Origin of the sequence: Bauldia sp., from assembly GCA_037200845.1 — a bacterium.
GTDB lineage: Bacteria > Pseudomonadota > Alphaproteobacteria > Rhizobiales > Kaistiaceae > DASZQY01.
On sequence record JBBCGQ010000001.1, the window covers coordinates 1022704 to 1039411 of the forward strand.

Annotated in this window: 11 protein-coding genes and 1 tRNA gene; 6 read left to right on the forward strand and 6 right to left on the reverse strand. The window is 69.4% G+C overall.

The genetic code is table 11. The features are described 5' to 3' along the window. Positions 1–40: 40 nt before the first annotated feature. Complete coding sequence (locus tag WDM94_04945) at positions 41–4210, reverse strand: peptidoglycan-binding protein (protein MEJ0011975.1); 4170 nt, start codon at positions 4208–4210, stop codon at positions 41–43. Positions 4211–4676: 466 nt separating this feature from the next. Between WDM94_04945 and WDM94_04950 the strand changes: the two genes are divergently transcribed. Then, the gene (locus tag WDM94_04950; protein MEJ0011976.1) at positions 4677–5309 is read left to right on the forward strand and encodes a helix-turn-helix transcriptional regulator; all 633 of its coding nucleotides are present in this window, start codon (positions 4677–4679) and stop codon (positions 5307–5309) included. Beyond that, positions 5306–5890 carry a thermonuclease family protein gene (locus WDM94_04955; GenBank protein ID MEJ0011977.1) on the forward strand — a complete coding sequence of 195 codons (585 nt, stop codon included), beginning with the start codon at positions 5306–5308 and terminating at the stop codon, positions 5888–5890. Before WDM94_04950 ends, WDM94_04955 begins: the two co-directional genes overlap by 4 nt. A gap of 197 nt (positions 5891–6087) precedes the next feature. Here WDM94_04955 and WDM94_04960 read toward each other — a convergent pair whose 3' ends face one another. Next, on the reverse strand, positions 6088–7746 hold the full coding sequence (locus WDM94_04960; protein MEJ0011978.1) for a lysine--tRNA ligase: 1659 nt from the start codon (positions 7744–7746) through the stop codon (positions 6088–6090). A 111-nt stretch (positions 7747–7857) separates the two neighbouring features. Between WDM94_04960 and WDM94_04965 the strand changes: the two genes are divergently transcribed. Next, positions 7858–8295 carry a tellurite resistance TerB family protein gene (locus WDM94_04965; protein MEJ0011979.1) on the forward strand — a complete coding sequence of 146 codons (438 nt, stop codon included), beginning with the start codon at positions 7858–7860 and terminating at the stop codon, positions 8293–8295. A 92-nt stretch (positions 8296–8387) separates the two neighbouring features. On the opposite strand, the gene WDM94_04970 is transcribed toward WDM94_04965, so the two are convergent. After that, positions 8388–9266 (reverse strand): transporter substrate-binding domain-containing protein, encoded by an 879-nt coding sequence (locus tag WDM94_04970; protein MEJ0011980.1) that lies wholly within the window; start codon positions 9264–9266, stop codon positions 8388–8390. Positions 9267–9367: 101 nt separating this feature from the next. Here WDM94_04970 and WDM94_04975 point away from each other — a divergent pair, with 101 nt between their 5' ends. Next, positions 9368–11080, forward strand: a complete 1713-nt coding sequence (locus WDM94_04975; GenBank protein MEJ0011981.1) for a glycosyltransferase family 2 protein — start codon at positions 9368–9370, stop codon at positions 11078–11080. On the opposite strand, the gene WDM94_04980 is transcribed toward WDM94_04975, so the two are convergent. Continuing rightward, on the reverse strand, positions 11077–11352 hold the full coding sequence (locus tag WDM94_04980; GenBank protein ID MEJ0011982.1) for a metal-sensitive transcriptional regulator: 276 nt from the start codon (positions 11350–11352) through the stop codon (positions 11077–11079). The genes WDM94_04975 and WDM94_04980 overlap by 4 nt on opposite strands. Positions 11353–11426: 74 nt before the next feature. On the opposite strand from WDM94_04980, the gene WDM94_04985 reads away from it, so the two are divergent. Further along, positions 11427–13829 carry a heavy metal translocating P-type ATPase gene (locus tag WDM94_04985; GenBank protein MEJ0011983.1) on the forward strand — a complete coding sequence of 801 codons (2403 nt, stop codon included), beginning with the start codon at positions 11427–11429 and terminating at the stop codon, positions 13827–13829. Here WDM94_04985 and WDM94_04990 read toward each other — a convergent pair. Together WDM94_04990 and WDM94_04995 are read right to left on the reverse strand one after the other, a co-directional pair. Continuing rightward, entirely contained in the window at positions 13826–15136 is a 1311-nt protein-coding gene (locus WDM94_04990) for a metallophosphoesterase (GenBank protein MEJ0011984.1), read from the reverse strand. The two genes, WDM94_04985 and WDM94_04990, sit on opposite strands and share 4 nt — an antisense overlap. 46 nt (positions 15137–15182) lie before the next feature. Continuing rightward, positions 15183–15256, reverse strand: a tRNA-Gly gene (locus tag WDM94_04995). Between the two features lie 101 nt (positions 15257–15357). Here WDM94_04995 and WDM94_05000 point away from each other — a divergent pair. Further along, positions 15358–16680, forward strand: coding sequence for an MATE family efflux transporter (locus WDM94_05000; GenBank protein ID MEJ0011985.1), 1323 nt, complete (start codon positions 15358–15360; stop codon positions 16678–16680). The last annotated feature ends 28 nt before the right edge of the window (positions 16681–16708 follow it).

The window sequence follows — 16708 nt, forward strand, 5'->3', positions numbered from 1 at the left end:
AACGGGTTTGGGGGAGGGGTGTCTCTCCTCCTTGAGCCGCCTACTGAGCCAGCGAGGCCATCAGCGTGTTGTCGATCTGTCCGGTCACCGGCACGCCGGCCTTCTGCTGATAGGCCTTCACCGCCGCGACCGTCTTCTGCCCGATGACGCCATCCGCCGGGCCCGGGTCGTAGCCGGCTTCGGCGAGCAGCGTCTGGATCTTCGACACCAGCGCCTGCCGGTCCGAGGCGCTGATCGCGTCGCCCGGCCCGTCCCAGCCGCCGCCCGGTGCGCTGACGCCGTTGGCTTCCGCAATCGGCGACTTGACGTGCCAGGCCGCCACCGCCGCCCGTGCCTTGGCGAGATCGTCCGCCGACATGGCCTTGGCGACTTCATCGCGCCGCGCCGAGGCGTCGCTGTCGCCCTGCGTGGCGGCAATCGCGAACCACTTGTACGATTCCGGCAGGTCCTGCGTTACGCCAAGGCCGCGCGCGTAGATGACGCCGAGATTGTACTGGCTGTCGCGGACGCCGTAGTTGCCGGCCGCGAGGAACCACTGCAGCGCCTTGTCGTGGTCGGGCTGGGCGTCGGCGCCCTCGCTCATCAGGACTGCGAGGTTGTGCATGGCGTTGACGTTGCCCTGGTCCGCCGCGCGCTGATACCAGTTGACCGCGCTGGTCAGGTCCTTGGCGACGCCTTGGCCGCGCTCGTAGAGGCTGCCGAGGCGGTACTGCGCTACGGCAACACCGCCCTGCGCCGCCTTGGTGTACCACTCCGCCGCCTTGGCGAGGTCCTTCTTGACCAGCGAGCCGTCGGCATAGCGCGTCGCGATTTCGAAGGCCGCCGCCGGGTCGCCGTCCGCCGCCGCGTTGAGCAGCTTGGGCGAACCGAGGTGGGCGTCGAGGCCGCTGGTGTTGACCTCCGCGGGCGCAGCGGCGCCGACGCCGGCGTCGGCCGGCGTGGAGGCCAGCACCACCGGACCGTCGGTGGCGGCCGGCAGCGGCGGGGCAGACGGTGCGGCAACTGCATCGGCCGCGGCGCCGTCGAAGGCATCGGCCGGCAGCTGTGTCGGTGCTGCCGGCTGGAAGCGGTTGGCGAAGCCGTCGGGCTGCGCAAACGCCATCGCGCTGTCGGGCGTATCGGGCGGCGCCACCATCGCGGCGGGCGGCACGACCGCGTTCGACGCCGCCGCTTCCGCGATGACGTCGCGCGGCTGCGATAGCGCGGGCGCCGCCGGCGGCACGACGACCTTCGTCGCCGAGGCGACGATCGGCTCGGAGCGCATCGGCGTCAGCTTGGCGTAGAGCTGCATCGCGCCGATCGCCAGCACGATCGCGGCGGCGGCGAGCAGCATCGGCCGCTTGCGGCTGCGGATCGCCTGGCTGATGCGCTGGAAGGCGCCCGGCTTGCGTTCGGCCGTCGCGATGGCGGTCGACTCCGCGGGCGTCGCCGGCTCCACGGCCGGTGCCGTCTCGATCGCGGCGGCCTCGTCGGCGACCGCCTGCGCCGCGCGCCGGGCCGCGGCGATGAAGTCGGCGCGCCGGTCGGCGGCCTTCTTGTCGAACGCGGTCGGCGCCGGCTTCTCGGCGACCTTCTCCATCTTCACCACTGGCGGCGCGCCGCCGGGCGGTGTCGTCTCGGTGCGGTCGCCGCGGAACGCGACGGTCCATGCCTGGTTGGTCGGCTCGGCGGCGCGGCTCGTTGCCGCTTTCGCCGTCGGCGCCTCGGCGCCATGCGTGCCGGTCGCCTTGGCGCTGACGGTGATCGCCTCGCTCTCCAGCCGCGCCAGGCGATCGACGACCTGCGACACGGTCTGGCTGACCGACTCCAGGCGCGAGCGCGTCTCTTCCGTGCTGCCGCCGGTGAACGAGCGCAGGCTGTCGAGATCGCGCATCAGGCCGCGCACGATGTCGGCGTCGACCGCGTTGTTGACCACCATGGCGGAGAGCTCGTCGACGGCCTTCCGCGCTTCGGCGCGGGCGCCGGCGAGCGACTCCTGCGCCGTATCGGCGAGCAGTCCCTGCAGCCGGTCGAGCCGCGCCTCGATTGGTCCGAGCGCCGCGACGCGCGGCTTGGTCAGCTGGAGGTCGGTGGCAAGCTGCGAGACCTGCGATTCGAGCGCCGCCAGCGCCGCGCCTTCGTCCTTCGAGGCGCTGACCGATTCGAGTTGCGCCGCAAGCTCGCGGATCTGCCGCTCGAGGTGATCGGTGCTCGGCGCCGCCGGCAGTTCCTTCTCCGAAACTTCCTTGCGGAGCGCGCTGATCTCCGACTTGATCGCGTCGAGCGCCGCCGAGGGCTCGCGCTGCGAAGCGTTCAGCGTATCGATGCGGTCGGTGATCGCCGACAGCCGCTCGTGCACGTGCTCGATCGCGGCGCGCTGCGGCGCCGTATCGGCCATGCCGCCGAGGCGGAAGTAGATGTCTTCCAGCCGCGTCTCGAGATTGCGCGAGACGTTCTCGATCGCCTCCTGCGCCGGCTTCGTCGCTTCGCTCACCATGCCGCCGAAGCGTGTGGTGAGCTGCTCGATCTGGCCCGATATCCGCTGCTCGGTGGTCTCCAGCGCCAGCGGCGTCGTGCTCATGAAGCCGCCGATGCGCTCGGCCAGTTCCTCGAGCCGGCCGGCGAGCCGCTGCTCGGTCGATTCCAGCGCCTGCGGCGTCGTGTTCATCAGCCCGCCGAGGCGATCGGCGATCTCGTTGAGGCGCCCGTCGAGACGTTGCTCGACGGTGTGGATCGCGGCGGTGTGGGCGCCGGTATCGCGCAGGCCCTCGAGCCGCGCGTTGATGTCCTGGAGCTGGTTTTCCAGCCGTTCCACGGCCGGGTCCGGCTCGCGCGGCGCGTTCCGCGTGGCGAGCGCCGCCTCGATCGAGCGGCCGAGCTCGGAGACGCGCATCTCCAGCCGCGCCACCGCGCGCGGGCTGTCGTCGGCCTGGATGGATTCGCGCAGCGCCGCGAGCTGGTCGCCGAGCTCGTCGAGCTTCTCGCGGTCGGGCAGCGTCCGCATGATGGTGTCGAGTTGCGAGGCGAGGCCGTCGTGCCGCGCCTCGATGGCGCCGAACTGCGCCTGCCGCGCCGTACCCTCGACCATGCCGCGCATGGTTTCGAGGTCGCCGCGGATCGCCGCGATCAAACTGCGGTCGAGCGGCCGCTCCTGCGCCATCGTGTCGATACGCTGGGCCATCTCGAAGAAGGCGCCGTGCTGCTCGGAGCCGACACGGCTGATCGCCGACACCTGCTCGCTGAGGCCGCCGAGGTCGGCGCGGAGCGCCGCCATCGCCGCCGACAGCGCCTTCTGGTCGCGCCGCATCGCAAGCGTCTCGGCGCGATCGTCGATCGCCCGCTGGTGGGTCGAAATCTCGCGGATGGCGGAGGCGAGCTCCGCTTCCTTCTTCGGCTTCTTGCGTTCGGTCTCGGCCGCCGCGAACTGCTCGGCGATGTCGGCCAGCCGCCGCTCGATCCGCTCGATCTGCTCGGCCGTTGCCGGCGGCGGAGAGAGCGGCATGGCGCTCGCGGCATCGAGCCGCGCCTTGGCGTCGTCGACGCGCCGCTCGAGCTTGCCGAGCATGTCGAAGATCGCCGAGGCCTGCGCGCCGACGTCCGGCTGCGGTGCTGCCTTCGGCTGCTGATTTTCGATGAGCGAATAGAGCCGCTCGCGGATCTCGTCGAGCTTCAGCGGACGAGAATCGGCCTGCGCCGGCGGCGGCGCCATGCGGGAGCGCATCTCGGCGATCTGCCGGTTGAGGTCGGCGATCATGTCGCTGGTGCGCGAGCTCGCCGCCTTCTGCGAGGCGGCCGTGGCGCGGGCGCGCAGGCCCTCGACCATCGTGCGGGCATTCTCGTCGGCATTGTCGGCGTCGCGGGCCAGCTCGCGCACCATCGTCGAGATGGCGTGCATCGAGCGCTTGCGTTCAGTGCCGACCTGCTTGGCGAGCCGCGAGATGTGGTGCTCGATCTCGTCGAGCCGGTCGGGCAGCGCGTTGATGCCGGCGCGCGAGGCGTCGTCCATGCCGCCGAGGCGCTTGGTCAGCCGCTCGATCGCCCCCGCGATGTCGCTGGCGTCCTCGCTTTCCGGTTCGGCCGAGGCGCCGAGCTCCGGTTCGGCGAAATTCTCGCCGAGCACTTGGTTCAGCCACTCGCCGACCGTCAGCCCGGAGAGCCGCGCCGCCTCGATAACTGCCTCACGCGTTTCCTTGTCGACGCCGCTCAGATTCCACGGCAAGCCCGATTTCATCGCCAGCACCCCTCGCCGCCCGCCACGGGGACGCCGCCGCAATCGGCGCCCGCGCGCGGGGTCATAGCGGGCAGAGTCGGTCCAACATGGTAAACAAGGAGTTAACCGGGCCTTCCGGTGGGAAAGCTTTGGTAATGTGGCTTAATGCCGGGACCGGCCGGATCGCCTGAAACCGGCGGAAAACCGCGGCTCCCGGCATTTCGGTCACAGCCATAGTCTTAAGGCGTGTGCGGCCCCACCGGCACAGCCTGCCCGATGTGCCGATCCGCCGGGGCAAGGCCGAACGTGACGCGAGTGATTCGGCCGGTGTCTGCGCGGGGACAAGTCAGGCCGGTGGAAAGGCCCCGGGCTAGGCGCCGCCAGCCCTTTACACCCCTGCCGAACGGGGATAAGTCGGGTGGGTATTTATTCCTGTCTCGATGCGGGACGGGGCCGGCGCGGCAGGGCCGGCACGGAGGGATATCGGGTGCTGTCCCACGCGCGCATATGGTCGGCGATCGACCGTCTGGCGGAGCGCAACAAGCTCAGCGCCTCCGCGCTCGCGCGCCGCGCCGGGCTCGACCCGACCAGCTTCAACAAGTCCAAGCGCACCTCGCCGGACGGCCGCCCGCGCTGGCCCTCGACCGAGTCGATCTCCAAGATTCTCTCCGCCACCGGCACCGAGATCGGCGCCTTCCTGGGTCTTGCCGAACGGCGCGACAATCGCCGGCCGCTCCATCTCGTCCCGCTGCTGGGTCTGGCGCAGGCCGGCGCCGGCGGCTTCTTCGACGATGGCGGCTTTCCGGCCGGGCAGGGGTGGGACGAGATCGCCTTCCCGGCGAGCGGCGCCGACAACGTCTTCGCGCTCGAGGTCTCCGGCGATTCGATGCTGCCGCTCTACCGCGACGGCGACACGATCATCGTCCAGCGTGACGCGCAGTGCCGCAAGGGCGACCGCGTCGTGGTCAAGACCAACGAGGGCGAGGTGATGGCCAAGGTGCTGAGCCGGAAGACGACCAAGTCGGTCGACCTCGCCTCGCTCAATCCCGCCCACAGGAACCGTACCCTCGCGCTGGGCGACATCGAGTGGATGGGCCGGATCATCTGGGCAAGCCAGTGACTGGGCTCGCCCGCGCCCTCCTGGCGCTGGCGCTGCTTGTCTCGCCCGCCGCGGCCGAAGACGTCGTCGCTCCGGCGATACGCAACGTGACGCCGCCGGGCATGACGCCGGGTCCCACGGTCGATGGCCCGCTGATCCGCGAAGCCGTGCCGCCGCGTCCGCCCGATCCGCCGCGCTGGCGCCGCTACTTCCTGCCGGCGACCACCGACGCCGCGACCTTCGTCATCGACACGCTGGTCATCCACATTGCCGGCGTCGCGCCGCCCGCCGCCGAAGCCACCTGTACGCTCGCCGACGGCACCCCATGGCCCTGCGGCCGCGTCGCGCTGTTCTCGTTCCGCCGCTTCCTGCACGGCCGCGCGGTCGAGTGCCTGCTCCCCTACATCGAGGGCGCCGCGGATGTCACGGCGCCGTGCCGCATCGTGAAAACCGACCTAGCGCTGTGGTTGCTCCAGCAGGGCTGGGCGAAGCCGAGCGACCTTGCCACGGCGGAGTACCGCGCAGCATCGGCGCAAGCGCACTGCGCCGGCATCGGCTTGTGGCGCGATACGCCGAAGCCTGAGTTTTGTCCGGCGGGGTGATTGAGGCGGTGGGGAAGAGACCTCCCCAAAACGCCTTCGGCGTTTTGACCCTCCCACAAGGGGAGGGTTCACCCTTGTTGAAACACCGCGCTCCAACAAGCTCCGCTTGAGCCCTCCCCTTGTGGGAGGGGCAAAACCGCATCGCGGTTTTGGGGAGCGGTGTGCTTCAGCGAGCGCTAACGGTGCATCCGTCGCAGCTAAGCAACCAACTCCCCCGCCAACGCCCGCGCAATCAGCGCCCGCGTCTCCACCACGCCATAGATCGCGACGAACGACCCGAACCGCGGCCCGCGCTCCTGCCCGAGCAGCGTCTGGTAGAGCGTCTCGAACCACGCCCCCGAAACGCCCGGCCCGCCGCTCGGACTCTTCTTCTCGTGGTCCTGATAACGCGGGATGGCGCGCGCGACGTCGAGGATCGCGGTCTGGATGGTCTCGGAGTCGATGCCGGCGGGCAGCAAGGCCAGCCGCTTGTCGAGCGCGGCGAGCGCCTCGCGCTCGGTCGTGTCCGGCGCGCGGAACACCTTCTTCGGCAGCACGAAGTCGTTGTAGTAGCGCACCGCATAGCCGACGAGTTCGTCGAGCTTCGGGTGCGTCGCCGGCGTCACGCCCTTCACGTGCCGCAGGATGAATCCCCACAGCACGTTCTTGTCGTGCGTGTTCGAGGCGCTGGCGAGATTGAGCAGCATGCCGAAGGTGATCGGCATCTCGATCGTCGGCGGGTTGCCGGAATGGATGTGCCACACCGGATTGCCGAGCCGCTTGTCCGCGTCCTGCGCCGGGTACGCGTCGAGGAACGTGAAATATTCGTCGACCGCCTTCGGGATGACGTCGAAGTAGAGCTTCTTCGCCGAGCGCGGCCGGTTGTACATGTAGAGCGCCAGGCTCTCCGGCGAGGCGTAGGTCAGCCATTCGTCGATCGTCAGGCCGTTGCCCTTCGACTTCGAAATTTTCTGGCCGTTCTCGTCGAGGAACAGTTCGTAGTTGAAGCCCTCCGGCGGCTCGGCGCCGAGCGCCCGCGCGATCTGCGACGACAGCTTCACCGAATCGATCAGGTCCTTGCCCGCCATCTCGTAGTCGATGCCGAGCGCCACCCAGCGCATCGCCCAGTCCGCCTTCCACTGGCACTTGACGCGTCCGCCGGTGACCGGAACTTCGGTCAGCGTGTCGCCGTCGGTCGGATCGCGGAACGTGATCGTGCCGGCCGTGACGTTGCGGTCGAGGATCGGCACCTGCAGCACCGCGCCGGTCGCGGGCGAGAGCGGCAGGAACGGCGAGTACGACTGCTGCCGCTCTTCGCGGAGCGACGGCAGCATGATCGCCATGACGTCGTCGTAGGCCGCCAGCATCTTGAGCAGCGTCGCATCGAAGCGCCCGGACTTGTACGTCTCCGTCGCGCTCATGAATTCGTAGGCGAAGCCGAAGCGGTCGAGAAACTTCCGCAGGCGCGCATTGTTGCCGCTGCCGAACGATTCATATTCGCCGAACGGGTCCGGCACCTTGGTCAGCGGCTGGTTGAGATAGGGCCGCATCGCCTCCTGGTTCGGGATGTTGGTCGGCACTTTGCGGAGGCCGTCCATGTCGTCCGAGAAGCAGATGAGCCGCGTCGGCACGCGGTCCTCGGTAAGCAGGCGGAAGGCGGTCCGGACCATCGTCGTGCGGGCCACTTCGCCGAAGGTGCCGATGTGCGGCAGGCCGGACGGTCCGTAGCCGGTCTCGAAGATCACGCCGCTGCTGCCGCCGCGCCGCTTGATGCGCTCGACGATCTTCTGCGCCTCCTCGAACGGCCACGCTTTCGACCGGCCCGCAGCCTCGACGAGGGCAGGCGACAGGTCGAGCGGCGGCACGGCTGCGGTCACGGTGGAAATCCTTAAGGGCGGGAAGTGCGCGGGAACCTAGGAACCCCGCGCCCTGGCGTCAACTTGCGGTGCGGGGCGGCAGACCATACGTTCCCCCTAAATTCGAGGGTCATGAGGCAGAAGGCAATGAACCAGATGGCGAAGCCGATCTCCCACCACGAAGCGCTGATCTACGCCATGGTCACGCTTTCGGCGGCCGACCGCACCATGACCGACCGCGAATTGCTGAAAATCGGCGACATCATCCGGACCATGCCGATCTTTGCCGATTTCGAGCCGGACTCGCTGGTCCAGATCGCCTCCGACTGCGGCGTGCTGCTCCGCGACGACGACGGCCTCGACAACATGATCGGCATCATCCGGGCGGCCCTGCCGCCGCGCCTCTACGAGACGCTGTACGCCTGCGCCGTCGAAGTCGCCGCCGCCGACCTGCACGTCGACCAGGAGGAACTGGTGTTCCTCGAGATGCTGCGCGACGGCCTCGACATCGATCCGCTGGTCTCCGCCGCGGTCGAGCGCAGCGCCCGCGTGCGGTATCGGGTGAAGTGAGGCAGTCGGCAGTCGGCAATAGGCAGTCGGATAACAACGATCGATTGCCTACTGCCGATTGCCGACTGCCTACTGCCTACTGCCGATTGCCGCTAAAAGAATCCCACCGGAAAATACCGGAGATACAGCTCCGCGTACGTTCCCTTCTCGTAGATCGACTGCAGCGCCGCGTTGATCGCGCTCTTGAGGTCGGTCGATCCCTTCGCCATCGCGATGGCATAGCCCTGGCCGAAGAAGCGCGTCTCGAGATAAGGGCCGCCGGCGAAGGCGCAGCAACCCTCCGCCGCCTGGCTCTGCAGCCAGAACGATAGTTGCATCCCGTCGCCGAAATGCGCGTCGGCCTCGCCACGCTTCACCGCCTCGCGCGCCGCGTCCGCGGTCGGGTAGGGGCGCCGCGCCACCTCCGGGAACATCGCCGCGAGGTATGCCTCGTGTGCCGTCTTCTCGACGACGGCCAGCGTCTTGCCGGCGAGACCTTGCGGCGTCAGCGCGAAGGGCGCCGTATCCTTGCGCACGACGAAGCGGCCGGGCGTGCGCAGATACACGTCGGAAAAATCGAGCGTCGCGCGCGCTTCGGCCGTGATCCCGACGCCGGCGATCGCCGCGTCCGCCGTCTTGTCGGCGAGGCGCGGCGCGAGCTCGTTCCACTGCCGCGCCTGGATCGTGCATTGGATGGCGAGCTCGGCGCAGATGGCGCGCGCGAGATCGACATTGAAGCCGGTGAGGTGGCCCTCGGCGTCGAGAAAATTGAACGGCGGAAAATCGTCCGTTGTGATGAAGCGGATCGCCGGCACGGCGCCGGGCGGCGGTCGCTCGATGCGCCGGCGCGGGTCCCAGAAATCGGGGATGACGACGCCGGTCGCCGCGCTCTGCTGCGCAAAGGCATGTTGCGCCGGAAGCGGTCCTACAACCAGAAATAGGGCCCCGCAAAGAAGCAACGCAGCGGCGCGCGAGATTCCCAGAAAAATCATGGCCTCAGGCTAATTCAACGGTTGATTGTACGCCCGCCGCAGGGACAATTCGCCGGGGACTATAGCGGAATTCCGGTGCGTATCACCCGGGCGGGGCGCGTTTGTTCGCAGTCGAGCGGCTCGAGAGTATCGAAATTGGCGCCGAAGCGGCGGCCGGCGGCGAGGTCGCCGTCTACGCCGCGCGCGCCCGCGGCCTCGGCCTGCCGTTCGTCGCCACCGTTGAGCTTGGCGGCGACGCTATCTCCGACCTGGACGCGATCGCCGAAGCGCGGATCGCCCGCGCCGCGTCCGGCCACACCTACATCGCGCCGGACGAGAGCGCGATCGCCGACACGCTGCACTGGCTCGGCCGCTTCCCCGCGATGCGCGGGCGCCTCTGTGTCGCAACGCCGAGCGCGATCCGCGCGGCGCTGATCGAGGCGGCCATGCCGGCGCTGATGCGGAACGCCATCGGCGCGCTGGCCGATGCCCACCCGCATCTCTCCGCCCGCAACGTCACGACCCGGCCGCAGCTCATCGGCGGCCTCGCCGTCTTCATCGCGGTGCTCACCTGCGCTGTCTTCGCCCCGTTCGCCATACTCGCCACGGCGAACCTGCTCGGCGCCGTCTTCTTCTTCGGCGTCTCCGCACTGCGCTTCATCGCCGCCGGCCGCATACGCCGTCGCGCGCCGATCGACGACGCGCGACCCGAGTTACCGCAGGACGATGCGCTGCCCGTCTATTCGGTGCTGGTGCCGCTCCATGGCGAGGCGCAGATGGTCCCGGGCCTCGTCGCCGCGCTCGACGCCATCGACTGGCCTCACGACCGCCTCGACATCAAACTGATCCTCGAGGAGTCCGACGTCGCCACCGTCGCCGCTGCCCGTAGTCTGGCGCCGCGCGCGCACCTCGAGATCGTGGTTGTGCCGAAGGGCGGGCCGCAGACCAAGCCGAAGGCGCTAGACTACGCGCTGCCGCTGGCACGCGGCGAGTTCGTGTCGGTCTACGATGCCGAGGACCGGCCGCACCCGCGCCAGCTCCGCGAGGCGTACGCCGCCTTCGCCGACGCCGGCCCGGACCTCGCCAGCCTGCAGGCCGGCCTCGTCATCGACAACGGCGATCGCGGCTGGCTGCCGCTGCTTTTCTCCATCGAATACGCCGCGCTGTTCGACGGCCTGCTCCCCGCGCTGGCGTCGCTCCACATGCCGCTGCCGCTCGGCGGCACATCCAATCATTTCCGTCGCGCCGCGCTGGAATCGGTCGGCGGCTGGGACCCGTACAACGTCACCGAGGACGCCGACCTCGGCCTGCGCCTGGCGCGCTTCGGCTATCGCTGCGCGACGCTGGACATGGCGACGCTGGAGAACGCGCCGACGCGGCTGTGGCCCTGGGTGCGCCAGCGCACCCGCTGGTTCAAGGGCTGGATGCAGACGTGGCTGGTGCATACGCGCGATCCCGTGCGGCTGTGGCGCGAGCTCGGGCCGCGCGGCGCGCTCGGCTTCACGCTGATCGGCACGGGCCTGATCGTCTCATCGCTGGTCTACCCGCTGCACCTGATGACCATCCTCGTCGCGCTCACCAACCCCATGAACTTGTGGGGCGACCGCGGCGCGGTCACCGCCATGCTAGTCGGCGCCAACCTGTTCAACCTTGTCGCCGGGTATCTCGCGATGGCGGTGCTGTCCGACCGCGCGCTGCGGCTGCGCGGTCGCGGCCGGGAGGCGAGGGGGCTGCTACTGCTGCCGCTCTACTGGCTGCTGATGTCGTTCGCCAGCTACCGCGCGATCTTCGATCTGGTCGTCCGCCCGCACTACTGGGCGAAGACACCGCACTAGCGGCCGGCGCGGGCGAAGACCTCCATCAGCTCGGCGACCTTCCTGCGCTGATCGCCGCGGTTGCCGCTGCGGATCGCCGCCTCGACGCAGTGGCCGACGTGATCCTCCAGCACCTCCTCCTCGATGCGCCGGAGCGCCGCGCGGACAGCGGAGATCTGCGTCACCACGTCGATGCAATAGCGGTCGTTCTCGACCATCGCCGCGACGCCGCCGACCTGCCCGGCGACGCGCTTCAGCCGCTTGAGCACCGCCGCCTTGGTATCTTTCTGCATGTTGACTACCTATACGATACCCCCGTAGGGTATACATATGTACGGGCCACGCCCGCCGCTTGTCGAGTGAAAAAATGACCGCCCACGAACATCGCGAAAATGCTCCCGCCGCTGCCGGCACCGCCATCGATCCGGTCTGCGGCATGGCCGTGCAGCTTGGCGCCGGCAAGCCGACGTACGACTACGAGGGCGTCACGTATCATTTCTGCTCGAACGGCTGCCGCGAGAAATTCGCCGCCGATCCCGAGCGCTACCTGGCGAAGCGGGCGGCACCCGCCACCCATGCGCACGACCATCACGGCCACGACCATCACCACCACGACCACGCGCCTGCCGCCGTAGCGAAGCCGGCGGCGTCCGGCACGCTTTACACCTGCCCGATGCACCCCGAGATCGTGCGCGACGCGCCAGGCAATTGCCCGATCTGCGGCATGGCGCTGGAGCCGATGCTGCCCGCCGCCGACGAAGGCCCGAACCATGAGCTCCGTGCGATGACGACGCGTTTCGTTGTCGCCGTGCCGCTCGCGATCTTTTTTCTCGCCGTCGACATGGCGAACCATCTTTTCGGCGTCGACATCCTGCCGTTCCTGTCGCCGCAAAATCAGCAGTACCTCCAGCTCGTGCTCGCGCTGCCGGCGGTGCTGTGGTGCGGCTGGCCGTTCTTCGAGCGCGGCTGGCGCTCGCTGATCACCGGTCACCTCAACATGTTCACGCTCATCGCGCTGGGCACCGGCGCGGCGTTCCTCTACAGCGTCGTCGCCGTCTTCGCGCCCGGCATCTTCCCGCCTGCGATGCGGGATCACCACGGCCTCGTGCCTCTATACTTCGAGTCGGCGGCGGTCATCACGGCACTGGTCCTTCTCGGCCAGATACTGGAACTCCGCGCCCGCGCCCACACCAGCGGCGCCATCCGCGCGCTGATGAAGCGCACGCCGAAGACTGCGTATCGCGTCGCCCCCGACGGCAGCGCCAGCGAGGTTGCGCTGGAGACCGTTGCCATCGGCGACACGCTGCGCGTCCGTCCCGGCGACCTCGTGCCCATCGACGGCGTCGTCGTCGCCGGCGCCAGCGCGGTCGACGAGTCCCTGCTCACCGGCGAATCCCTGCCGGTCGAGAAGCAGGTCGGCGACAAGGCGACCGGCGGCACCGTCAACGGCACCGGCAGCTTCGATCTCCGCGTCGAGCGCACCGGCGCCGCCACGACCCTGTCGCGCATCGTCGCCATGGTCGCCGAAGCCCAGCGCACGCGCGCGCCCATCCAGGGCCTCGCGGACCGCGTCTCCGGCCTGTTCGTGCCGGCGGTCATCGCCATCGCCGCCGTCGCCTTCGTGGTCTGGTTCGTCGCCGGCCCGGAGCCGTCGGTCGCCTACGGCCTCGTCGCCGCGCTCTCCGTCCTCATCATCGCGTGCCCCTGTGCGCTGGGTCTCGCCACGCCCATCTCGATCATGGTTGCCACCGGCCGCGGCGCCGAGGCCGGCGTGCTGATCCGCACGGCCGAGGCGCTGGAGCGGATGGAAAAGGTCGACACCATCGTCATCGACAAGACCGGCACGCTGACCGAGGGTCGCCCCGAGGTCACCGCCGTCGAGCCGCTGGCGCGCTTCACGGCGGACGATCTGCTGATGGCCGCCGCGGCAGTGGAGCAGGGGAGCGAGCATCCGCTGTCGGCCGCGATCGTCCGCGCCGCCGCGTCAAAGAAACTGACGCTGCCACAGGCGCATGGCTTCGCGTCGGTGCCCGGCAAAGGCGTCCGCGGCACCGTCGCCGGGCGCGCCGTCGTGCTTGGCAACGCTGCGCTGATGGCCGACGAAGGCGTCTCCTTCGCCGCGCTGGATGCGGCCGTTGCGGCCCGCCGCAAGAACGGTGAGACCGTCATGTTCATCGCCATCGACCGCAACCCCGCCGGCTTCCTCGCCGTCGCCGATCCGGTCCGCGCCTCCGCCCCGGCCGCGATCGCCGAGCTGGCGAAGCTCGGCCTCACCGTCGTCATGGCGACCGGCGACAACCGCGCCACCGCCGAGGCCGTCGCCGGCCGCCTCAACATCGCCGAGCTCCACGCCGAGGTGCTGCCCGCCGACAAGGCGAAGATCGTCGCCGACCTCCGCGCCCGGGGTCGCCGCGTCGCGATGGCGGGCGACGGCGTCAACGACGCGCCGGCGCTCGCCGCCGCCGACGTCGGCATCGCCATGGGCGCCGGCTCCGACGTCGCCATCGAAAGCGGCGGCATGACGCTGATGGGCGGCGACCTGCAGGGTCTCGTCCGCGCCCGCCGCCTGGCGCTGGCGACGATGAAGAACATCCGCCAGAACCTGTTCTTCGCTTTCGGCTACAACGTGCTGGGCGTCCCGCTCGCCGCCGGCGTGCTCTATCCGGTGTTCGGCTGGCTGCTGTCGCCGATGATCGCGGCGCTGGCGATGAGCCTCTCGTCGGTCTCGGTCATCGGCAACGCGCTTCGCCTCCGCAGCGCGAAGCTCTAGACCGAGGCGGAGGCCCGCACCCTCGGCGGCGCATCGGCCGCCGGTTCGCGCGGCAGGCGGCCGAGCACCGCCAGCCGCTCCGGAATCCGCAGCTCCTGCCTCGACGGATGCGGCTGCTCCCACAGCTCGACGCGCGTCGCGCCGCCCTCGCGATAGACGCGCACATGCGTCAGCACGAACCGCGAGATGAACACCGTCGGCAGGCGGAAATAGGTGCGCAGCGCCTGAAGCTGCCGCAGCCAGCACCCGGAATTGACGATGACGCCGCGCGCCCCGCCGCCCGCGTTGAAATGCGTCATCGACGGCGCATGCGTGTGGCCGGAGACGAACACCGCCACCGCCTTGTCGAGATCGGGCGCCAGCGGCGGCCGCTTCCCGGCCTCGAGGAATTCGCGCACGATCGCGATCGTCGCGTCGTTCGCCTCGCCCTGCTCGTCGCGATGCACTTGCGGTGTCCTGAGCGCCCGGTTGGTCATCCGCCGCGCCAGCAGGAAGAAGAAGCTGAACGCGACCAGCAGCAGCAGCACGTCGTAGGTCACATCGACGAACAGCGTGTTGATCGAGCGCCGGTCCGTCCCGATCAGGAACGCGACCATCTCGAACGCGACGTAGGCGATGGCGAGCGGCAGGAGCAGCCAGCGCACCGCCTGCCGCACCAGCGCATAGAACAGCCGCCCGGCCACCCACTCGGGCAGGATCGAGAGCGGAAACACGCGGTCGATGTCGCTGAGCTGCAGCGCCGCCGCCGCCCGACCGCGCGGCAGCCGCGGGATGATGTCGGTGACGATGTGCTCGCCGAGCGGCGTGTCGAGCCGGTCGCTGTAGTCGGTGATCTTGTTTGCCGGGTCGAACTCGTTGCCGTGCTCGCAATAGATGACGCGCCCCGGATCGGAAGCGAACGCCGCCGCGTACGACAGCGCGAATTCATGCATCAACCCGTCATTTTGCAGCGTCCCGCGGATTGCGTCGTTCCACCACATCTCGGCGTCGTGGTTGCCGGGCAGGTAGATGACGCGCCGCTGCTCGCTCGCTGCGAATTGTCGGAGCCGCGCGAACAGCGCACCAAGCTCCGGTCGCGCGATCGTCGCCGACGCGCGGTTGAAGCCGGCCGGCGCGGTCTTGATCCGGAGGAAGTCGAAGAAGTCGCCGGCGAGCACCAGCTCGACCGGCCGCGCCTCGGCGTCGATCTCGTCGATCAGCCGCACCAGCTCGCCCGGCGTCTCGAAGATCGAGCGCCCCTCGTCGCCGCCGATATGGCAGTCCGAGAGGAAGACGATGAGCGTATCGTCGCTGAGCGTCCGGATCATGCCTGCCCCCGCTTCCGGCGTCCGGTAATGCCTGCCCCCAAAATAGTGGAGCGGGTGAAGGGAATCGAACCCTCGTATGCAGCTTGGGAAGCTGCCGTTCTACCATTGAACTACACCCGCATCGGCCGCCACTTGAACGGATGGTCGGCCCGCAAGTCAAGATGGATGGAGTGCCACCCCCAACCGCCCTATAACGGCGGCCCGCCGGGGAGGGCGGTCCGGTGGCCGAGCCTGCCAATGCCTTCGAGGTCACGCACCGCGGCGTCTTCGCCATCGCCGCGCCGATGACGCTCGCCTATCTGACGACGCCGCTGGTCGGCGTCATCAGCCTCGGCGTTATCGGCCAGCTTGGCGATCCGGCGCTGGTTGGCGGCGTCTCGATCGGCGGCCTGATCTTCGACATCGTCTTCCTCTCGTTCAACTTCCTGCGCGCCGGCACCACCGGGCTGGTCGCGCAGGCGCTGGGCGCCGGCGACAAGCGCGAGATGACGGCAACGCTTGCCCGCGCGCTGCTGCTGGCGCTGGTCATCGGCATCGTGATTCTTGTCCTGCACGCGCCGATCCTGGCACTGGCGCAGCATCTGATCGGCGGCAGCGACGCCGTGCAGGCCGCCACCCGCACCTACTGGGACATCCGCGTGCTCTGCGCGCCGATGATGCTCGCCAACTACGTCATCCTCGGCTGGCTGATCGGCCTCGGCCGCGCCGGCTACGGCCTGTTCCTCCAGCTCGTGCTGAACGGCGTCAACATCGCGCTCGCCGTTCTGCTGGTCCATTTCTACGGTCTTGGCGTTGCCGGCGCCGCCTGGGCCGGCTTCACGGCGGAAACGTCGGCAGCGCTCGTCGGTTTCATCGTGGTCTACCGCCTTGTCGATCGCACCGCGCTTCCCGATCGCGCCGCGATACTGAGCCGCGCCGCCTTCGTCCGCCTGATTGCGCTGAACCGCGACATCCTCATCCGGTCGTTTGCGCTGCTTTTCGCCTTCGCAGTGTTCACGGCCCGCAGCGCCGCTGCCGGCGACGTGATCCTCGCCGCCAACGAACTCCTGATGAATCTCATCATCCTCGCCGCCTATTCCCTGGACGGCCTCGCGGCGGCCGCGGAGCAACTGACAGGCCGGGCGATCGGAGCGCGCCATCGGCCGGCCTTCGATCGTGCCGTGCGCCTCGCGATTCTGTGGGGCTACGTCGTCGGGGCGACGCTGACGCTGGTCCTGCTGCTGGCCGGCGGCCATGTCATCGATCTCATGACCACCAGCGAGCCGGTCCGCGCCGCCGCCCGCGGCGTCCTCATCTGGGCCGCGCTCTTTCCGCTCTTCGGCACGCTCGCCTATCAGATGGACGGCGTCTTCATTGGCGCCACCTGGTCGGTCGATATGCGCAACGCGATGCTGTTTGCGGTGGTCATCTACCTCGTCATTGGCGCGACGCTTGCGCTATGGCTGGGCATCGTCGGCTGGTGGATCGCGCTGCTGGTCTTTCTGCTGACCCGCGGCCTGACGCTGTTGTGGCGTCAGAGCATCCGCGTCCGCTCCGCGTTCTAGCGCCGCGCCGATCCGGAGAAGAGCTTTC

Bases quoted from the DNA above. Each gene is read 5' to 3' on its own strand.
- WDM94_04945 (MEJ0011975.1), bottom strand. From the start codon at position 4,210: ATGAAATCGGGCTTGCCGTGGAATCTGAGCGGCGTCGACAAGGAAACG.
- WDM94_04965 (MEJ0011979.1), top strand. From the start codon at position 7,858: ATGAGGCAGAAGGCAATGAACCAGATGGCGAAGCCGATCTCCCACCAC.
- WDM94_04970 (MEJ0011980.1), bottom strand. From the start codon at position 9,266: ATGATTTTTCTGGGAATCTCGCGCGCCGCTGCGTTGCTTCTTTGCGGG.
- WDM94_04980 (MEJ0011982.1), bottom strand. From the start codon at position 11,352: ATGCAGAAAGATACCAAGGCGGCGGTGCTCAAGCGGCTGAAGCGCGTC.
- WDM94_04985 (MEJ0011983.1), top strand. From the start codon at position 11,427: ATGACCGCCCACGAACATCGCGAAAATGCTCCCGCCGCTGCCGGCACC.
- WDM94_04990 (MEJ0011984.1), bottom strand. From the start codon at position 15,136: ATGATCCGGACGCTCAGCGACGATACGCTCATCGTCTTCCTCTCGGAC.